Origin of the sequence: Brevundimonas sp. 357, assembly GCF_003938605.1 — a bacterium.
Taxonomy (GTDB): domain Bacteria; phylum Pseudomonadota; class Alphaproteobacteria; order Caulobacterales; family Caulobacteraceae; genus Brevundimonas.
Genome location: NZ_RHWX01000008.1, coordinates 120,063 through 136,522, shown reverse-complemented (window position 1 = coordinate 136,522; position 16,460 = coordinate 120,063). Strand labels below are relative to the sequence as shown.

Here is a 16,460-nt window from a genome sequence, read left to right as displayed (position 1 = left end):
ATCGCGCCGGGAGGAAGGCGTGCGCGTCGCGCGCCCCCATCGGAGGTTCCGCGCCCATGGCCAAGCGCCCGACCAAGACCCCGTCCGCCACGCCGGATGCGCCCGCCGCGCCGCGCAAGTCCGGACGCCCAACCTCAGCCAAGCCGCGCGCCGCCAAGATGCCCGCCCCAGCGGAAGAGGTGAAGGCTGCCGCGCCTGAAAAACCCGCCGCCGAGGCCCCTGCCCCGCCGCCCGAAACGCCGAACGCCGCGCCCGACTTCATGACCTTCAGCGCCGAACAGCGTCAGCAGCTCGAGACCCTGTCGCTGAACCTGGCCAAGGCGGCGATGATGGCCCAGACGGCGGTGGCCGAGGCGGCCCTGTCGCAGGCCGACCGCCCCGCCGCCCTGTCGCCCGACCCGTTCAATGTGGCCCCGGCCATGTCCTCGGTCATGACCGGCCTGGCCGCCCGCCCCGAAAAGCTGTTTCAGGCTCAGGCCGACCTTTTCGGCCGCTATATGGAGTTGTGGTCGACCACCACCCGCCGGGCGATGGGCGAGACGGTCGACAGCCCCGCCCCGTCCGACAAGCGGTTCCGCGATCCCGCCTGGTCCGAGAACCCCATGTTCGACATGATGCGCCAGTCCTATCTGGCCACCTCGGACTGGATGAACAGCCTGGTCTCCAGCGTCGAGGACGTGGACCCGCGCGTGAAGCGCCGAGCCGAGTTCTTCACCCGCCTGCTGACCGACGCCTTCTCGCCCGCCAACTTCCTGGCGTCGAACCCCGTGGCGCTGAAGGCCCTGGCCGAGACCAGCGGCGAATCCCTGGTGCGCGGGATGCAGAACTTCGCCGCCGATCTGGAGCGCGGCGCCGGGTCGCTGAAGATCAGTCAGGCGGACTACGGCCGCTTCGTCCTGGGCGAGAACGTCGCCACGGCGCCGGGTCAGGTGGTCTGGCGCGACGAGCTGTTCGAACTGATCCAGTACGACGCCGCGACGGACCAGCAGCATGCGATCCCGCTGCTGATCTTCCCGCCGTGGATCAACAAATTCTACATCATGGACCTGCAGCCGGCGAACTCCCTGATCCGCTGGTTGAGCGCGCAGGGCTTCACCGTCTTTGTCTGCTCATGGGTCAACCCGGACCGCGACAAGGCCGAGTTCGGCCTCGACGACTACATGAAGAAGGGCGTCTATCGGGCTGTCGAAAAGACGCTGGAGCAGACCGGCCAGACGCATGTGAACACCGTCGGCTACTGCATCGGCGGCACCATGCTGGGCGCCAGCCTGGCGCACATGGCGGCCAAGGGCGATGATCGCGTCGCCTCGGCCACCTTCTTCGCCGCCCAGCACGACTTCGCCGAGGCGGGCGACCTGTTGCTGTTCACCGACGAGCACTGGCTGGCCGAGATCGAGCGGCTGATGGACGAGGCGGGCGGCGTCCTGCCCGGCACGGCGATGGCCGACACCTTCAACGCCCTGCGGGCCAATGACCTGATCTGGTCCTTCTTCGTGTCCAACTATCTGATGGGCAAGGCGCCGCCCGCCTTCGATCTGCTGGCGTGGAACGCCGACCAGACGAGGATGCCCAAGCGGCTGCACCTGCAATACCTGCGCCTGATGTACGGCCAGAACGCCCTGGCCAAGGGCGAGCTGGAGATCGACGGCGAGCGCATCGATCTGTCGAAGGTCCGCATCCCCCTCTATTTCCAGGCCAGCCGCGAGGACCACATCGCGCCGATGAACTCAGTCTATCGCTCGGCGCGGCTGTTCGGCGGGCCCGTGACCTATACGCTGGCCGGATCGGGCCACATCGCCGGGGTCATCAACCCGCCCTCAGCCGAGAAGTATCAGCACTGGGTCAACGCCGCCCTTCCCGAAACGCTTCAGGAATGGCAAGCGGAGGCGCAACAGCATCCCGGCAGCTGGTGGACGCACTGGGCCGACTGGCTGGGCGCGAAGTCCGGCGAGAAGATCGCCGCGCGCGATCCCAAGGCCGGGGCGTTGAAGCCTATCGAACCGGCGCCCGGCGCCTATGTGAAAGTAAAGTCTTGAAGCGTATCGAGCCCAACCTGCTGCTGGCGATCGCCACGGCCTTTCCCCTGATCCTGCTGATCGCCACCGCAACCCTGTTCGGCGCGCCGGGACAGTTGGTGAAATACGTGATGATCGCGCTGATCGTGCCGGTCGCTTTCGTGCCCATGAACGCCGTCATGCGCCGGAAAATGGGTTGGGTGCGCCCGCCGATGATCCATCCGCAGGCTGCATCGACCGCCGTCTGGGCCAGCCTGTTTCCCGCGCTGATCATCCTGGCGGCAGGCGTGCCTCTGATCTTCCCCGGCCACGATTACGGACTGCTGATCATCATCGCCGCCGTCTTCTTCGCCGGAACGGTGGAGTCAGCGATCAAGGCGTCGCGGGCTCAATAGCGCCCTACCGTCATCCCCGGCCCTGTGCCGGGGATCCAGACCCTCGACGTGGAATGCAGAGGCTCATCCTTGACCTCGGCATGTCTGGATTCTCGGGGCAAGCCCGAGAATGACGGCAGAATAAGGCGTCAGCTGAGGCCGGTCGCCTCGTCCAGACCCAGCATGATGTTGAGGTTCTGGACCGCCGCGCCCGAGGCGCCCTTGCCCAGATTGTCCAGCAGGGCGACCAGACGCGCCTGTTCACCCCCGCGGTCGCCGAAGACGTGCAGGCGCATCCGGTTGGTGCCGTTCAGGCCCTCGGGCTCGATGCCGGTCATGGCCTCGGTCTCGTCGATTTCGGCGACCTCGACGAAATGCTGGCCCTCATAGGCCTCGACCAGGGCGCCGTGCAGCCGCTCGACCGAGGGCGTCTCGGGCAGGGCCGATAGGTGCAACGGCACCTCGACCAGCATCCCCTGACGATAGTTCCCCACGGCGGGCGAGAACAGCACCGGGCGCGACAGCCCCGCGTGCTTCGTCATTTCCGGCACATGCTTGTGCTTCAACGTCAGGCCATAGGCGCGGAAGGCGGTCGCAGCCCCTTCGGCCTCGAACTCGGCTATCATGGCCTTGCCGCCGCCGGAATAGCCGGACACCGCATTGATCGTGACGGGCCAGTCGGCCGGGACCAGCCCCGCCTTCACCAGCGGCCGCATCAGGCCGATGAAGCCGGTCGGATAGCAGCCGGGGTTCGACACCCGCGTCGAGGCGGCGATGGCCGCACGCTGGCCCGTATCCATCTCGGCGAAGCCATAGGTCCAGCCGTCCGCCACACGATAGGCGGTCGAGGCGTCGATGACCCGCACCGCCGGATTCTCGATCATTGACACGGCTTCCTTAGCCGCATCGTCCGGCAGGCACAGGATGACCGCATCGGCGCTGTTCAGCGCCTCGCGCCGCGCCTCGACATCGCGTCGGCGGTCGCCCAGCAGCATCAGCTCCAGATCGCCGCGCGCCTCCAGACGCTCGCGAATTTCCAGCCCCGTGGTTCCGGCCTCGCCGTCGATGAAGATAGTGTGGGTCATTCGCATCTCCTGCCCTTCTCCCCTTGTGGGAGAAGGTGGCCCGCACAGCGGGTCGGATGAGGGGTCGCATTGAAACGACATTCTGGCGATCTTCAGGCGAGGGATCTCGGCGAAGCGAAACCCCTCATCCGTCGGCCTTCGGCCGCCACCTTCTCCCACAAGGGGAGAAGGACAAAAGAAAAGGCGCTTCGAGTTGCCTCGAAGCGCCCTTGTATTCCCAGTCGCGGGTTCGCGACCGACTTAGCGCTTCGAGAACTGGAAGCTGCGGCGAGCCTTGGCGCGGCCGTACTTCTTACGCTCGACGACGCGGCTGTCGCGGGTCAGGAAGCCGTGCGGCTTCAGAACCTTGCGCAGTTCCGGCTCGTAGTGGGTCAGGGCGTGCGACAGGCCGTGGCGGATGGCGCCGGCCTGGCCCGACAGGCCCGAACCTTCGACGGTGCAGATCACGTCGTACTGCGTGGCGCGGTCCGAAACGGTCAGCGGCTGGGCGACCATCATCTGCAGCACCGGACGGGCGAAGTAGGCGGCCACGTCCTTGCCGTTGACGGTGATCTTGCCGGTGCCGCGCTTCACCCACACGCGGGCGATGGCGTTCTTGCGCTTGCCGGTCGAGTACGAACGGCCCAGGGCGTCGATCTTCGGCTCGCGGACGATTTCCTCGGCAGCAGCGGTGCCCAGGCCCTTCAGGGCGTCAAAGCCGGCGGCGGTGTCTTGAGTCACGTCGGTCATGCTCAGGCGCTCCGGGTGTTCTTGGACGACATCGACTTGAAGTCGATGGTCGTGGGCTGTTGGGCTTCGTGTTCGTGAGCCGCGCCGGCGAACAGGCGCAGGTGGGTCATCTGCTTGCGAGCCAGCGGCGACTCCTTGGGCAGCATGCGCTCAACGGCCTTTTCGAGGACGCGCTCGGGGAAACGACCGCCCAGAACCTTCTCCGGGGTGGTTTCCTTGATGCCGCCGGGGTGGCCGGTGTGGCGATAGTAGACCTTGTCGGTGGTCTTCTTGCCGGTGAACACCACCTTGTCGACGTTGGTGACGACGACGTAGTCGCCGCAGTCAACGTGCGGGGTGTAGGTCGGCAGGTGCTTGCCGCGCAGGCGGTTGGCGATGAAGGTCGCGAGGCGGCCCACGACGACGCCTTCGGCGTCGATGTGGATCCACTTCTTCTCGACCTCGGCCGGCTTCAGCGAAGCCGTAGTGCTCTTCAGCATGATGAGGGTCCTGGAAGACGAAAAACGCGGCTCGATCCGGACGGATTGAGCGGAGGCCGTGCTGATAGAGGTTCCCTGATCAGAGGTCAATGCCAGTGTTGATGCTAATAATAACCTATCTAATTGATATATAATCATTTTTCATGAACGGTATCAAAATACCCGATCATTGCCGCTCAAACCGCCCCGCCCCTTGCAACATCGCTCGCTCACAGCCCAGGCGTTTTCATCTTCTCGCAGGAATCCAGACGCGGTAATCGCCAGTCATGGCCCTTCGCTCGCTGTTCCCGACCCAAGTCTATGAAGCTTTTGTCAGTGCTGGGCGCGGCTGGAGCGATTTGCATGAAGAACTACTGGACCTCTGCCTGGTCATGGCCGAGGAGGACAAGGCCGGGATCGAGTGGTGCCGGGCCAACCACTATCCGGGCTACACCTCCTACGGCTCGATCAACGACCTGCCGCAGCGGTTCCCCGAGTTCGCCGAGCTGAAGAAGCTGCTGGACAAGCACGCTGCGAGCTTCGCCGAGAGTCTGCATTTCGACCTGGCCAAGAAGCTGCGGCTCGACAATCTGTGGGTCAATGTCCTGATGCCCGGCGGAGGTCACACCGGCCACATCCACCCGCATGCGGTTCTGTCCGGCACCATCTACATCCACGTGCCCGACGGCGCCTCTTCGCTGAAGATCGAAGACCCGCGCCTGGTCATGATGATGGCCCGCCCCGGCCTGACCGCCGCCGCCGCCGAGGCCGAGCAGCCCTTCGTCTATCTGAAGCCCGCGCCCGGCACGGTGCTGATGTGGGAAAGCTGGCTGCGTCACGAAGTGCCCGCCAACCGCGCCGCCGAACAACGCATCTCGATCAGCTTCAACTACGCCTGACGCCCGGTTCGCCCTTCCCTCGCCGCATTTGCCCCGAACCTTGCGTCAACGGCGAAGCTTTGGAGGGAATGGATGCGGGTTTTCAGCGCGGCGGCGGCGATCGCCATGTTCACGACAGGCGCCCTGCTTCTGGGCGCATGCGGCGAAAAGGCGGATGCGCGAACGGCCCCTGCCCCTGATCCCGCCGTCGCGACCGAAGGCGCGCCCTATGTCCTGACGGGCACCCAGGTATGGAGTGTGCCCGACCCCGTGTCCGGGCGGAACTATCAGGTCTTCGTCAGCCTGCCCGCCGGCTATGAAGCCAACCCCGGCCGCCGCTATCCCACGCTCTATGTCACCGACGCGGACTACGCCTTCCCCATCATCCGCCAGATCGCCAGGCGGGTGAATCTGGAAGGACCGGTCGTGCAGGAGTTCATCCTGGTCGGCCTGTCCTACGCCGACGGCGACAAGGGCGCCGACAGCCGCCGCCGCGACTACACGCCGACGCCCAACGGCCCGCGCAGCTCAGGCGCCGCCGTGCATGGCGGCGGCGCGGCCTATCAGACCTATCTGAAGACCCAGGCCCTGCCCTTCATCGAGAAAACGTTCCGCGCCGATCCGGCGCACCGCGTCCTGCTGGGCCACTCCTACGGCGGCTTGCTGGGCGCCCAGATCCTGTTCAGCGACCCGGCGATGTTCCAGTCCTACGTCCTGGGCAGTCCCTCGCTCTGGTACGACAAGGGTTATATGATGGGGGTCGAGGCCGACTACGCCCGCAAGCATCGCGATCTGAACGCCCAGGTCTTCATGTATGTGGGCGGTCATGAGAAGCCCGGCCCGACGCGCCGCAACAGCGAAGCCGACATGGTCGGCGACATGCAGACGCTGCACCGCAACCTGGAATCGCGCGGCTATCCCGGCCTGAAAGTCAGCTCCGTGGTGCTGGAGGACGAGGACCACCTGACCGTCGCCCCCGTCGGATTCACGCGCGCTCTAGAGGCCGTGCTTCCCGCCCGCTGAGACCGCCTCCGAAAAGCCGCGCGCCTATCCGAAGATTTGCCCAAAGGCGTCGGGATCGCTACATCCCCCGTCAACTTCCCCATCCGCACTGAATCAAGGGCGTGACGCGACGCATGGCGCAGCAATATATCTTCCAGATGCAGGGTCTGACCAAGACCTTCCCCGGCGGCAAAAAGATCTTCGAGAACATCTGGCTGAGCTTCTACAACGACGCCAAGATCGGCGTCGTCGGGGTCAACGGCTCGGGTAAATCCACCCTGCTGAAGATCATGGCCGGTCTGGACAGCGAGTTCCAGGGCGAGGCCCGCGCCGCCGACGGCGTCAAGCGCGGCTATCTGGAGCAGGAGCCCCACCTCGATCCGGCGCTGAACGTGCGCCAGAACGTCGAGGCCTGGTGCGAAGAGAAGCAGTGGGTCAACCGCTTCAACGAAGTCGCCGCCGAACTGGGCGAAAACTACACCGACGAACTGATGGAGGAGATGACCGCCCTCCAGGAGAAGATCGACGCCGGCGACGTCTGGGACATCGACAGCCGCATCGATCAGGCCATGGGCGCCCTGCGCTGCCCGCCCGACGACTGGGAAGTCACCAACCTGTCCGGTGGTGAAAAGCGCCGCGTGGCGCTGGCCCGCCTGCTGCTGTCGAAGCCCGACATGCTGCTGATGGACGAACCGACCAACCACCTGGACGCCGAATCCGTCGCCTGGCTGCAGCACCACCTGGAGAACTTCCCCGGCTGCGTCATCCTGGTGACCCACGACCGCTACTTCCTGGATCAGGTGACGAAGTGGACGCTGGAGCTGGACCGCGGCAAGGGCCACCCGCACGAGGGCAACTATTCCTCGTGGCTGGAAGCCAAGCAGAAGCGCGTCGTGCAGGAACAGTCGGAATCCGAAGCCCGTCAGCGCGCCCTCACCCGCGAACTGGAATGGGTCCGCTCGGGCGCCAAGGCCCGTCAGGCCAAGTCCAAGGCCCGTCTGGCCGCCTATGAGAAGATGGTCGCCGAGCAGGAAAATTCGCGTCAGGCCCAATCCTTCGCCGTCATCCAGATCCCGCCCGGCCCGCGCCTGGGCAACGTCGTGCTGGAAGTCGACGGCCTGAAGAAGTCCTACGGCGACAAGGTTCTGTTCGATAACCTGACCTTCAAGCTGCCGCCCAACGGCATCGTCGGCGTGATCGGCCCGAACGGAGCCGGCAAGTCGACCATGTTCAAGCTGATCACCGGCCAAGAAACGCCCGACGGCGGCACGATCAAGGTCGGCGAGACCGTCAAGCTGGCCTATGTCGACCAGTCGCGCGACGATCTGAAGCCGGACGACACCATCTGGCAGGCCATCTCGGGCGGCACCGACGTCATGATGGTCGGCAAGCGCGAGATTAACACCCGCGCCTATGTCGGCAGCTTCAACTTCAAGGGCGGCGACCAGCAGAAGAAGGTCGGCCAATTGTCGGGCGGTGAGCGTAACCGCGTCCACCTAGCCAAGACCCTGGCCACCGGCGGCAACCTGATCCTGCTCGACGAACCGACCAACGACCTGGACATCGAAACCCTGCAGAACCTCGAAGAGGCGCTGGAAGAGTTCGCCGGCTGCGCCGTGGTCATCAGCCACGACCGCTGGTTCCTGGACCGTCTGGCCACCCACATCCTCGCCTTCGAAGGCGACGGACACGTGGAATGGTTCGAGGGCAACTTCGAAGCCTACGAACAGGACAAGATGCGCCGCCTGGGCGCGGACAGCATCATTCCGAAGCGCATCCAGCACCAAAAGTTCGGTCGCTGATCCAGCTGACAGATTGACAAGCGGCCCTCCGAACAATCGGGGGGCCATTTTTCTATGCCCCCTCTCCCGTTCATCCCGGCGTCCGCCGGGATGAGCGGTGAATGAGAAGGCTGGCGCTCCGACGAAAGCGGGATAGTCTGTCCCCATGACCCAGCGTCCCGCCGTCCTGATCATGCAGCGGCATCTGGCCCCGCTGAGCGCCTTCCTGGAAGGCGCCTACGACGTCTATCGCTTCTGGGAAGGCCCGCCGATCGAGGCCGCCCATGATATCCGCGCTCTGATCGTCGCGGGCGAGTTCGAACTGGACAAGAGCCTGATCGAACGCCTGCCCAATCTGTCGCTGATCGCCTGCTTCACGGCGGGCTATGACGGCATCGATGTCGAATGGTGCCGCGCGCGCGGCCTGCCCGTCACCCATGCCCCCGGCGTGAACCACGAAGACGTGGCCGACCACGCCATCGGCCTAATCCTGGCCGCTCGCCGCCAGATCGCCGAGGGCGACCGCACCATCCGCGCGGGCGAGTGGAGCCTGTCCAGCCGCAGCATCACCACCTCCCTGAGCGATCAGAGACTGGGAATAATCGGCCTGGGCCGTATCGGCGAGGCCGTAGCGAGACGCGCCGAAGTCATGCGGATGGAGGTCCATTGGTGGGCCCCGCGAGAAAAGGAGGCCGCCTGGTCTCGCGCCGACAGCCTGATCGATCTGGCGCGCGGTTCCGACATCCTCGTCGTGACTTGCCGGGCCGATGCGAGCAACCGGGGCCTGATCTCGGCCGAAGTGATCGAGGCGCTTGGACCGTCGGGCCTACTGGTCAACGTCGCGCGCGGACAATTGGTGGACGAGGACGCCGTCATCATCGCTCTCAAGGACGGTCGTCTGGGCGGCGCAGCGCTCGACGTCTTCGCAGAGGAGCCGACCGAGGCCGCGCGTTGGGCGGGCGTGCCCAACACCGTCCTGACGCCCCACACTGGCGGCGCCACGACCGAAGCGGTGCAGGGCATGCTGATGCTGCTTCTGCAGAATCTCTCGGCCCACTTTGCGGACGAGCCGCTGAAGACGCCTGTCGCAGACTGAAATTCCGTCCCTCGGGGCCGTCTCGCCCCCTATTCCAGACACGAAAAGAATGATCCGTGCCTGCATTACGCGGATAGAAGACGCACGCGACCAGATTTTGCTTGCATAAGCGTATAAGGATATCTTTATACGCTCCATGACACTAACCGCTGACCAGACCGTTGAAGCCCTGCGCGCCGCCGGCGAACCGACCCGCCTGCGCGTCCTGTCCCTGCTGGCCGCGGAAGAGCTGTCGGTGATGGAGCTGTCGCGTGTTCTGGACCAGAGCCAACCGCGCGTCTCGCGCCATCTGAAGCTGATGGCCGACGCCGGTCTGATCGAGCGATTCCCCGACGGCGCGCGCGTCTTCTATCGCCTGTCGCACGACGCCCTGTCGCGGCGTCTGATCGACACCGTCCTGGACCTGCTGGACGACGGCGAGGGCGAGGCCGACCATCGCCGTCTGGACGAGGTGCGCAAGGAGCGCGCCATCGACGCCGCCCGCTATTTCGAGCAGATCGCGCCCCAGTGGGACCAGATGCGCAGCCTCTATGTCTGCGAAAGCGCGGTCGAGGCGGCGGTCGCACGCGCGGCCGGGTCCGGCCCATTCGAGCGCGTGGTCGATCTGGGCACCGGCTCGGGCCGGATGCTGACCCTGTTCGGCAAGCAGGCGAAGATGTCGGTCGGCCTCGACCTGTCGCAGAACATGCTGAACATCGCCCGCGCCAATGTCTCCAAGGCCGGGCTGGACAAGGTCGAGCTGCGCCACGGCGACATCTTCTCGACCCGCCTGCCGCACGAAAGCGCCGATCTGGTGATCGTCCACCAGGTGCTGCACTACCTCGCCGATCCGGCCGCCGCCGTGGCCGAGGCCGCGCGTCTGGTCATGCCGGGCGGCAAGCTGCTGATCGTCGACTTCGCGCCCCACAAGTTCGAGCACCTGCGCGAGGCGCATCAACACCGCCGTCTGGGTTTCGCCGACGCCGAAATCCGCGAATGGCTGACCAAGGCGGGCCTGACGCCCTCGGCGCCCATCGCCCTGCCGCCCGACACCGAGGGCCTGACCGTTCACATCTGGACCGGCGAACGCGCCGCAAGCCCTGCCCGAAAGACCGCCTGATGGCCCCCTCCTCTCTCGCTGAAGCCCGCGCCCTGCTGCTGTCGCCGCTGGGGCCGGTGGCCCGCGCCGGCTCCAACCGCAACGCCGTCAATGTCTCCTTCGAGTTCTTTCCGCCCAAGACCGACGCGGCCGAGGCCAATCTGTGGGCGGCGATCCGGCGGCTGGAGCCGCTGAACCCGGCATTCGTCTCCGTCACCTACGGCGCGGGCGGCTCGACGCGCGAGCGGACCCACCGCACCGTCCAGCGCATCATCAGCGAGACGACCCTGCGCCCCGCCGCCCACCTGACCTGCGTCGAGGCCAGCCGCGCCGAAGTCGATGAGGTCATCGAAGGCTATAAGGCCATCGGCGTCGATCACATCGTCGCCCTGCGCGGCGACCCGCCTGGCGCGGCAGGCATCGGCGGCGCCTATACGCCGCGCACCGACGGCTACGCCAACGCCACCGAACTGACCGCCGCCCTCAGCCGCATCGGCGGGTTCGAGGTCACGGTCGGCGCCTATCCTGAAAAGCACCCGGAAAGCCCGTCGATCGACCACGACATCGAGGTGTTGAAGGCCAAGGTCGACGCGGGCGCCACGCGCGCCGTGACGCAGTTCTTCTTCGACATCGAGGCCTTCCTGCGCTTCCGCGACCGGGTGCGGGCGGCGGGCGTGACCATCCCCCTGATCCCCGGCGTCATGCCGGTGTCCAACTTCGCCGGGCTGAAGCGGATGACGGCGGCGTGCGGCGCGGCCCTGCCCGACTGGCTTGCGGGGCATTTCGACGGGCTGGACGACGACCCGGAGACACGCAAGCTGCTGGCCGCCTCCATCGCCGCCGAGACCTGCGCCCGTCTGCAGGAAGAAGGCTTTTCGGACTTCCACTTCTACACCCTGAACCGCGCCGAGCTGGTCTATGCGATCTGCCGGGTGCTGGGCGTGCGTGAAACCAAGGCTGTTGCGTAAATGACTTCTCCCCTGACCCGCGCCGAACGCATCGCCGCCCTGCACGCGGCGGCGAAGGAGCGCATTCTGGTGCTGGACGGCAGCTGGGGCGTGATGATCCAGCGCCGCGACCTGACGGAAGAAGACTTCCGCGGCGAACGCTTCCGCGACCACAAGCATCCGCAGAAGGGCAACAACGACCTGTTGATCCTGACGCGGCCCGATATCGTCGCCGATCTGCACGATGTCTATTACGCCGCCGGGGCCGATATTTCGGAGACCAACACCTTCTCCTCGACCACCATCGCCCAGGCCGATTACGGTCTGGAAGACGCGGTTTACGACCTGAACTATGAAGGCGCCCGTATCGCGCGCGAGGTCGCCGACCGCTGGACGGAAAAGGAGCCGCACAAGCCCCGCTTCGTCGCCGGCGCCATCGGCCCGACAAACCGCACCCTGTCGCTGAGCCCCGACGTCAACGACCCCGGCTATCGCGCCGTCACCTATGACGAGGTCTATGAGGCCTATAAGCAGCAGGCGCGCGCCCTGCACCGCGGCGGGGTCGACATCTTCCTGATCGAGACGGTGTTCGACACCCTGAACTGCAAGGCCGCGATCAAGGCGATCAAGGATCTGGAGGACGAGGGGCTGGAGCCCCTGCCCCTGTGGATCTCGGGCACCATCACCGACCGTTCGGGCCGCACCCTCAGCGGCCAGACGGCCGAGGCCTTTTGGAACTCGATCCGCCACGCCAGACCCTTCGCCGTCGGTTTCAACTGCGCCCTGGGCGCCGAGCTTATGCGCCCGCACATCGCCGAACTGAGCCGCGTCGCCGACACCCTGGTCAGCGCCTATCCCAACGCGGGCCTGCCCAACGCCATGGGCCAGTATGACGAACAGCCGCACGAGACGGCTCACTTCCTCGAGGAATGGGCGCAGTCGGGACTGGTCAACATCGTCGGCGGCTGCTGCGGCACCACCCCCGACCACATCCGCCACGTTGCTGAGGAGGTCGCGGACGTGACCCCGCGCGCCGTGCCGGAGCGGCCGGTCGCTCTGCGCCTGTCGGGTCTGGAACCGTTTGAGCTGGTGTCGTGATGCGCCCTGTCTTCATCAACGTCGGCGAGCGGACCAATGTCACCGGCTCGGCCAAGTTCAAGAAACTGATCATTGCGGGCGACTATACGGCCGCCCTGTCGGTCGCGCGCCAGCAGGTCGAGGCGGGCGCCCAGGTCATCGACGTCAACATGGACGAGGGCCTGCTGGACGGCCCCGCCGCCATGCGCACCTTCCTGAACCTGATCGCAGCCGAGCCCGACATCGCCCGCGTGCCGATCATGATCGACAGCTCCAAATGGGAGGTGATCGAGGCGGGCCTGAAGTGCGTTCAGGGCAAGCCAATCGTCAACTCAATCTCGATGAAGGAGGGCGAAGACGCCTTCCGCCACCACGCGATCCAGTGCCTGCGCTACGGCGCCGCCGTGGTGGTCATGGCCTTTGACGAGGTGGGTCAGGCCGACACCGCCGCACGCAAGATCGAGATCTGCACCCGCGCCTACGACATTCTGGTCAATGAGGTCGGCTTCCCGCCCGAAGACATCATCTTCGACCCCAACATCTTCGCCGTGGCGACGGGGATTGAGGAGCACGACAACTACGCCGTCGACTTCATCGAGGCGGTCAAGGTCATCAAGACCACCCTGCCCCACGCCCGCGTCTCGGGCGGGGTGTCGAACGTATCGTTCAGCTTCCGCGGCAATGAGCCGGTGCGCCGGGCGATCCACAGCGTCTTCCTGTACCACGCCATCAACGCCGGTCTGGACATGGGCATCGTCAATGCGGGCGACCTGCCCGTCTATGACGACATCGACGCCGAACTGCGCGAAGCCGTCGAGGACGTGATCCTGAACCGGCCGCAGCGGACGAATGTGCCCAACACCGAGCGTCTGGTCGACATGGCGCCCCGCTATAAGGGCGAGAAGGGCGCGGCCAAGGTCGTGGACCTGAAATGGCGCGACGCCACGGTCGCCAAGCGCATCGAACACGCTCTCGTCCACGGCATCACCGACTATATCGTCGAAGATACGGAGGAAGCCCGTCAGGCGTCCGAACGCCCGCTGCACGTCATCGAAGGCCCCCTGATGGACGGCATGAACGTGGTCGGCGACCTGTTCGGCTCGGGCCGGATGTTCCTGCCGCAGGTGGTGAAGTCGGCGCGGGTGATGAAGCAGGCGGTGGCCCACCTCGAACCCTTCATGGAGGCCGAAAAGGCCGGTCAGGAGCGTCAGGCCGCGGGCAAGATCCTGATGGCCACGGTCAAGGGCGACGTCCACGACATCGGCAAGAACATCGTCGGCGTCGTGCTTCAGTGCAACAACTACGAGGTCGTCGATCTGGGCGTCATGGTCCCGGCCGACCGCATTCTGGACGCCGCCATCGAGCACAAGGTCGACATCGTCGGCCTGTCGGGCCTGATCACGCCGTCGCTGGATGAAATGACCTTCGTCGCCGCCGAAATGGAGCGGCGCGGCTTCGACATTCCCCTGCTGATCGGGGGCGCCACGACCAGCCGCACCCATACGGCGGTGAAGATCGAGCCGAAGTATCACAAGGGCTCGACCACCTATGTCATCGACGCCAGCCGCGCCGTCGGCGTGGTGTCCGGCCTGCTGTCCCCGACCGACAGGGCCAAGAACGAGGCGGCCACCCGCGACGAATACATCCGTATCCGCGAGCAATACGCCCGCGGCCAGGAGGTGAAGGCCCGCGCCACCATCGGACAGGCGCGCGACAACCGCTGGCGACCCGATGAGGCGCAACGCCCGGCCCCGGCGCCCTCCTTCCTCGGCGTGCGGGCCTATGAGGCGTGGGATCTTCAGGATCTGGCCGACCACATCGACTGGACGCCCTTCTTCGCCAGTTGGGAGTTGATCGGGCGCTATCCGCTGATCCTGGAAGACGAGATCGTCGGCGAGGCGGCGCAGGATCTGTTCCGCGACGCGCAGGCCATGCTGAAGCGCATCGTCGAAGAGAAGTGGTTCACGGCCAAGGGCGTCGTCGGCTTCTGGCCCGCCAACGCCCGCGACGACGACGTGATCGTCTGGACCGACGAAACCCGCACCGAGGAAGCCGCCCGCTTCCACGGCCTGCGTCAGCAGATCAAGAAGTCCAACGGCAAGCCGAACCTGTGCCTGTCCGACTTCGTCGCCGAGAACGGCGCCGATTATCTGGGCGCCTTCGCCGTCACCGCCGGTCATGGCGAGCTGGAAAAGGCGGCCGAGTTCAAGGCGGCGGGCGACGACTATTCCGCCATCATGGCCACGGCCCTGGCCGACCGTCTGGCCGAGGCCTTCGCCGAGCGGCTGCACAAGGAAGTGCGCACCCAGCTGTGGGGCTATGTTCCCGACGAACAGACCTCGGTGCAGGATCTCATCGAAGAGAAATATCAGGGCATCCGCCCCGCCCCCGGCTATCCGGCCCAGCCCGACCACACGGAGAAGGCGACCCTGTTCCGTCTGCTGGACGCAGGCGCCAACGCCGGGATGGAGCTGACGGAATCCTTCGCCATGACCCCGCCCGCCTCGGTCAGCGGCCTCTACTTCGGCCATCCGGGCAGCCACTACTTCGGCGTCGGCAAGATCGATCGCGACCAGGTCGAGGACTACGCCGCCCGCAAGGGCTGGGACGTGCAGACGGCCGAGCGCTGGCTGGCGCCGATCCTGAACTACGATCCGGCCGCCATCGGACGAGACGACGCCGCCTGACCCGCGACCGGGGCCGCCATGTCCCCGACAGCGCGGGGGTGCTAAGGGTCAGGACGTCGTCTTTTTCGCCGGATGCCTGAGACCTATGAAGCCCCTGCCCGCCCTCGCCGCCCTCGCCTCGGACATGACCGCCTGGCGTCGGGATTTCCACGCCCACCCCGAGCTGTCGGGCGAGGAAAGCCGCACGGCGAAGATCGTCTTCGACGCCCTCAAGGACATGGGTCTGTCGCCTGAAGGCGGCATCGGCGGCGCGGGTGTTGTGGCGGTGGTTCAGGGACGAGAGCCCGGCCCGTCCATCGGCCTGCGCGCCGACATGGACGCCCTGCCCATGAACGACGACAGCGGCGCCGAGCACGCCTCGACCAAACCCGGCGTCTCGCACGCCTGCGGCCACGACGGCCACACGGCGACCCTGCTGGGCGTCGCCCGCCACCTGGCGGCCAATCCGCCCTCGCGCGGGCGCGTGGTCCTGATCTTCCAGCCCGCCGAGGAGAACGGCCTGGGCGCCAAGGCCATGATCGACGACGGCCTGTTCGACCGCTATCCGTGCGACGAAATCTACGCCTATCACAACATGCCCCTGCTGCCGTTCGGAGAGGCGGCGGTGCGTCCAGGCGCGACCTTGAACGGCTACAAGATCTGGGACATCGACATTCAGGGCGTCGGCGGCCACGGCGCCGCCCCGCACAAGACCAAGGATCCCCTACAGGCCGCCGTCCGCGTCGCCTCGGAAATCTCGTCCATCATCGGTCGTCACGTCGATCCGATGGAACCGGCCCTGTTCACCGTCACCAAGCTGCAGGCCGGCGCCTCGCACAACGTCGTGCCGCACGAGGCCAGCCTGGCGGGCACCCTGCGCGCCACCTCGCCCGAGGTGATCGAAACCATGTGGAACCAGCTTCAGGCCATCTGCGACGGCGTCAGCCGGATGACCGGCTGCACCATCACCATGACCGAAATCGCAGGCGTGCCGCCCTGCATCAACGCTCCGGACCAAGCCGCCCTCGCCGCCGACGCCTGCGCCTCCGTGTTGGGCGCGGACAAGGTGCTGCGCGACTTGAAACCCTACCCCTTCACCGACGACTTCGCCTATATGCTGCAGCACGCGCCCGGGGCTTACATGTTCTTTGGCCAGGGCGGACCAATGGTCCATCAAACCGTTTATGACTTCAACGACGCCGTCCTGCCGGTCGCGTCATCGATCTTCGCGCGGATCGTGGAAGATCGCCTGACCTGACGACGTCAGGCGGTCG

Annotated in this window: 14 protein-coding genes; 11 read left to right on the top strand and 3 right to left on the bottom strand. The window is 66.2% G+C overall.

Annotation, left to right across the window (positions count from 1 at the left end; genetic code table 11):
- Positions 1-56: 56 nt before the first annotated feature.
- Both phaC and EGK63_RS09090 read left to right on the top strand, forming a co-directional pair.
- The gene (gene phaC / locus EGK63_RS09095; RefSeq protein ID WP_125900935.1) at positions 57-2,036 is read left to right on the top strand and encodes a class I poly(R)-hydroxyalkanoic acid synthase; all 1,980 of its coding nucleotides are present in this window, start codon (positions 57-59) and stop codon (positions 2,034-2,036) included.
- Complete coding sequence (locus EGK63_RS09090; RefSeq protein ID WP_125900933.1) at positions 2,033-2,410, top strand: hypothetical protein; 378 nt, start codon at positions 2,033-2,035, stop codon at positions 2,408-2,410. Before phaC ends, EGK63_RS09090 begins: the two co-directional genes overlap by 4 nt.
- Positions 2,411-2,538: 128 nt before the next feature.
- Here the strand turns inward: EGK63_RS09090 and argC are convergent, their stop codons facing one another.
- From argC to rplM, 3 genes are all read right to left on the bottom strand, one after another.
- Positions 2,539-3,474: an N-acetyl-gamma-glutamyl-phosphate reductase gene (gene argC / locus EGK63_RS09085; protein ID WP_125900931.1), complete on the bottom strand. Its 936-nt coding sequence runs from the start codon at positions 3,472-3,474 to the stop codon at positions 2,539-2,541.
- 240 nt (positions 3,475-3,714) lie between these two features.
- A complete protein-coding gene (gene rpsI, locus EGK63_RS09080) occupies positions 3,715-4,203 on the bottom strand; it encodes a 30S ribosomal protein S9 (RefSeq protein ID WP_003165345.1) in 489 nt (162 codons plus the stop codon).
- Positions 4,204-4,205: 2 nt separating this feature from the next.
- On the bottom strand, positions 4,206-4,679 hold the full coding sequence (gene rplM / locus EGK63_RS09075) for a 50S ribosomal protein L13 (RefSeq protein WP_172575532.1): 474 nt from the start codon (positions 4,677-4,679) through the stop codon (positions 4,206-4,208).
- Positions 4,680-4,948: 269 nt separating this feature from the next.
- Here rplM and EGK63_RS09070 point away from each other — a divergent pair, with 269 nt between their 5' ends.
- The 9 genes from EGK63_RS09070 (at position 4,949) to EGK63_RS09030 (ending at position 16,444) form a co-directional block, all read left to right on the top strand.
- Entirely contained in the window at positions 4,949-5,560 is a 612-nt protein-coding gene (locus tag EGK63_RS09070) for a TIGR02466 family protein (protein WP_125900930.1), read from the top strand.
- A gap of 72 nt (positions 5,561-5,632) precedes the next feature.
- Positions 5,633-6,562 carry an alpha/beta hydrolase gene (locus EGK63_RS09065; protein ID WP_125900928.1) on the top strand — a complete coding sequence of 310 codons (930 nt, stop codon included), beginning with the start codon at positions 5,633-5,635 and terminating at the stop codon, positions 6,560-6,562.
- 113 nt (positions 6,563-6,675) lie between these two features.
- Entirely contained in the window at positions 6,676-8,343 is a 1,668-nt protein-coding gene (gene ettA, locus EGK63_RS09060; RefSeq protein ID WP_125900926.1) for an energy-dependent translational throttle protein EttA, read from the top strand.
- Positions 8,344-8,488: 145 nt separating this feature from the next.
- Positions 8,489-9,418: a 2-hydroxyacid dehydrogenase gene (locus EGK63_RS09055; protein ID WP_125900924.1), complete on the top strand. Its 930-nt coding sequence runs from the start codon at positions 8,489-8,491 to the stop codon at positions 9,416-9,418.
- A 136-nt stretch (positions 9,419-9,554) separates the two neighbouring features.
- Complete coding sequence (locus EGK63_RS09050; protein WP_125900922.1) at positions 9,555-10,517, top strand: metalloregulator ArsR/SmtB family transcription factor; 963 nt, start codon at positions 9,555-9,557, stop codon at positions 10,515-10,517.
- Positions 10,517-11,464, top strand: a complete 948-nt coding sequence (gene metF, locus EGK63_RS09045) for a methylenetetrahydrofolate reductase [NAD(P)H] (RefSeq protein ID WP_125900920.1) — start codon at positions 10,517-10,519, stop codon at positions 11,462-11,464. Before EGK63_RS09050 ends, metF begins: the two co-directional genes overlap by 1 nt.
- A complete protein-coding gene (locus EGK63_RS09040; RefSeq protein ID WP_125900918.1) occupies positions 11,465-12,541 on the top strand; it encodes a homocysteine S-methyltransferase family protein in 1,077 nt (358 codons plus the stop codon). It begins immediately after the preceding gene.
- Entirely contained in the window at positions 12,541-15,207 is a 2,667-nt protein-coding gene (gene metH / locus EGK63_RS09035; RefSeq protein ID WP_125900916.1) for a methionine synthase, read from the top strand. The genes EGK63_RS09040 and metH overlap by 1 nt, the downstream gene beginning before the upstream one ends.
- 85 nt (positions 15,208-15,292) lie before the next feature.
- Positions 15,293-16,444: an amidohydrolase gene (locus tag EGK63_RS09030; protein ID WP_125900914.1), complete on the top strand. Its 1,152-nt coding sequence runs from the start codon at positions 15,293-15,295 to the stop codon at positions 16,442-16,444.
- The last annotated feature ends 16 nt before the right edge of the window (positions 16,445-16,460 follow it).

Excerpts from the sequence above, each read along its gene's own strand:
- EGK63_RS09055 (WP_125900924.1), top strand. The coding sequence starts at position 8,489 with ATGACCCAGCGTCCCGCCGTCCTGATCATGCAGCGGCATCTGGCCCCG.
- EGK63_RS09050 (WP_125900922.1), top strand. The coding sequence starts at position 9,555 with ATGACACTAACCGCTGACCAGACCGTTGAAGCCCTGCGCGCCGCCGGC.
- phaC (WP_125900935.1), top strand. The coding sequence starts at position 57 with ATGGCCAAGCGCCCGACCAAGACCCCGTCCGCCACGCCGGATGCGCCC.
- metF (WP_125900920.1), top strand. The coding sequence starts at position 10,517 with ATGGCCCCCTCCTCTCTCGCTGAAGCCCGCGCCCTGCTGCTGTCGCCG.
- metH (WP_125900916.1), top strand. The coding sequence starts at position 12,541 with ATGCGCCCTGTCTTCATCAACGTCGGCGAGCGGACCAATGTCACCGGC.
- argC (WP_125900931.1), bottom strand. The coding sequence starts at position 3,474 with ATGACCCACACTATCTTCATCGACGGCGAGGCCGGAACCACGGGGCTG.
- rpsI (WP_003165345.1), bottom strand. The coding sequence starts at position 4,203 with ATGACCGACGTGACTCAAGACACCGCCGCCGGCTTTGACGCCCTGAAG.
- EGK63_RS09040 (WP_125900918.1), top strand. The coding sequence starts at position 11,465 with ATGACTTCTCCCCTGACCCGCGCCGAACGCATCGCCGCCCTGCACGCG.
- EGK63_RS09065 (WP_125900928.1), top strand. The coding sequence starts at position 5,633 with ATGCGGGTTTTCAGCGCGGCGGCGGCGATCGCCATGTTCACGACAGGC.
- ettA (WP_125900926.1), top strand. The coding sequence starts at position 6,676 with ATGGCGCAGCAATATATCTTCCAGATGCAGGGTCTGACCAAGACCTTC.
- EGK63_RS09030 (WP_125900914.1), top strand. The coding sequence starts at position 15,293 with ATGAAGCCCCTGCCCGCCCTCGCCGCCCTCGCCTCGGACATGACCGCC.
- EGK63_RS09070 (WP_125900930.1), top strand. The coding sequence starts at position 4,949 with ATGGCCCTTCGCTCGCTGTTCCCGACCCAAGTCTATGAAGCTTTTGTC.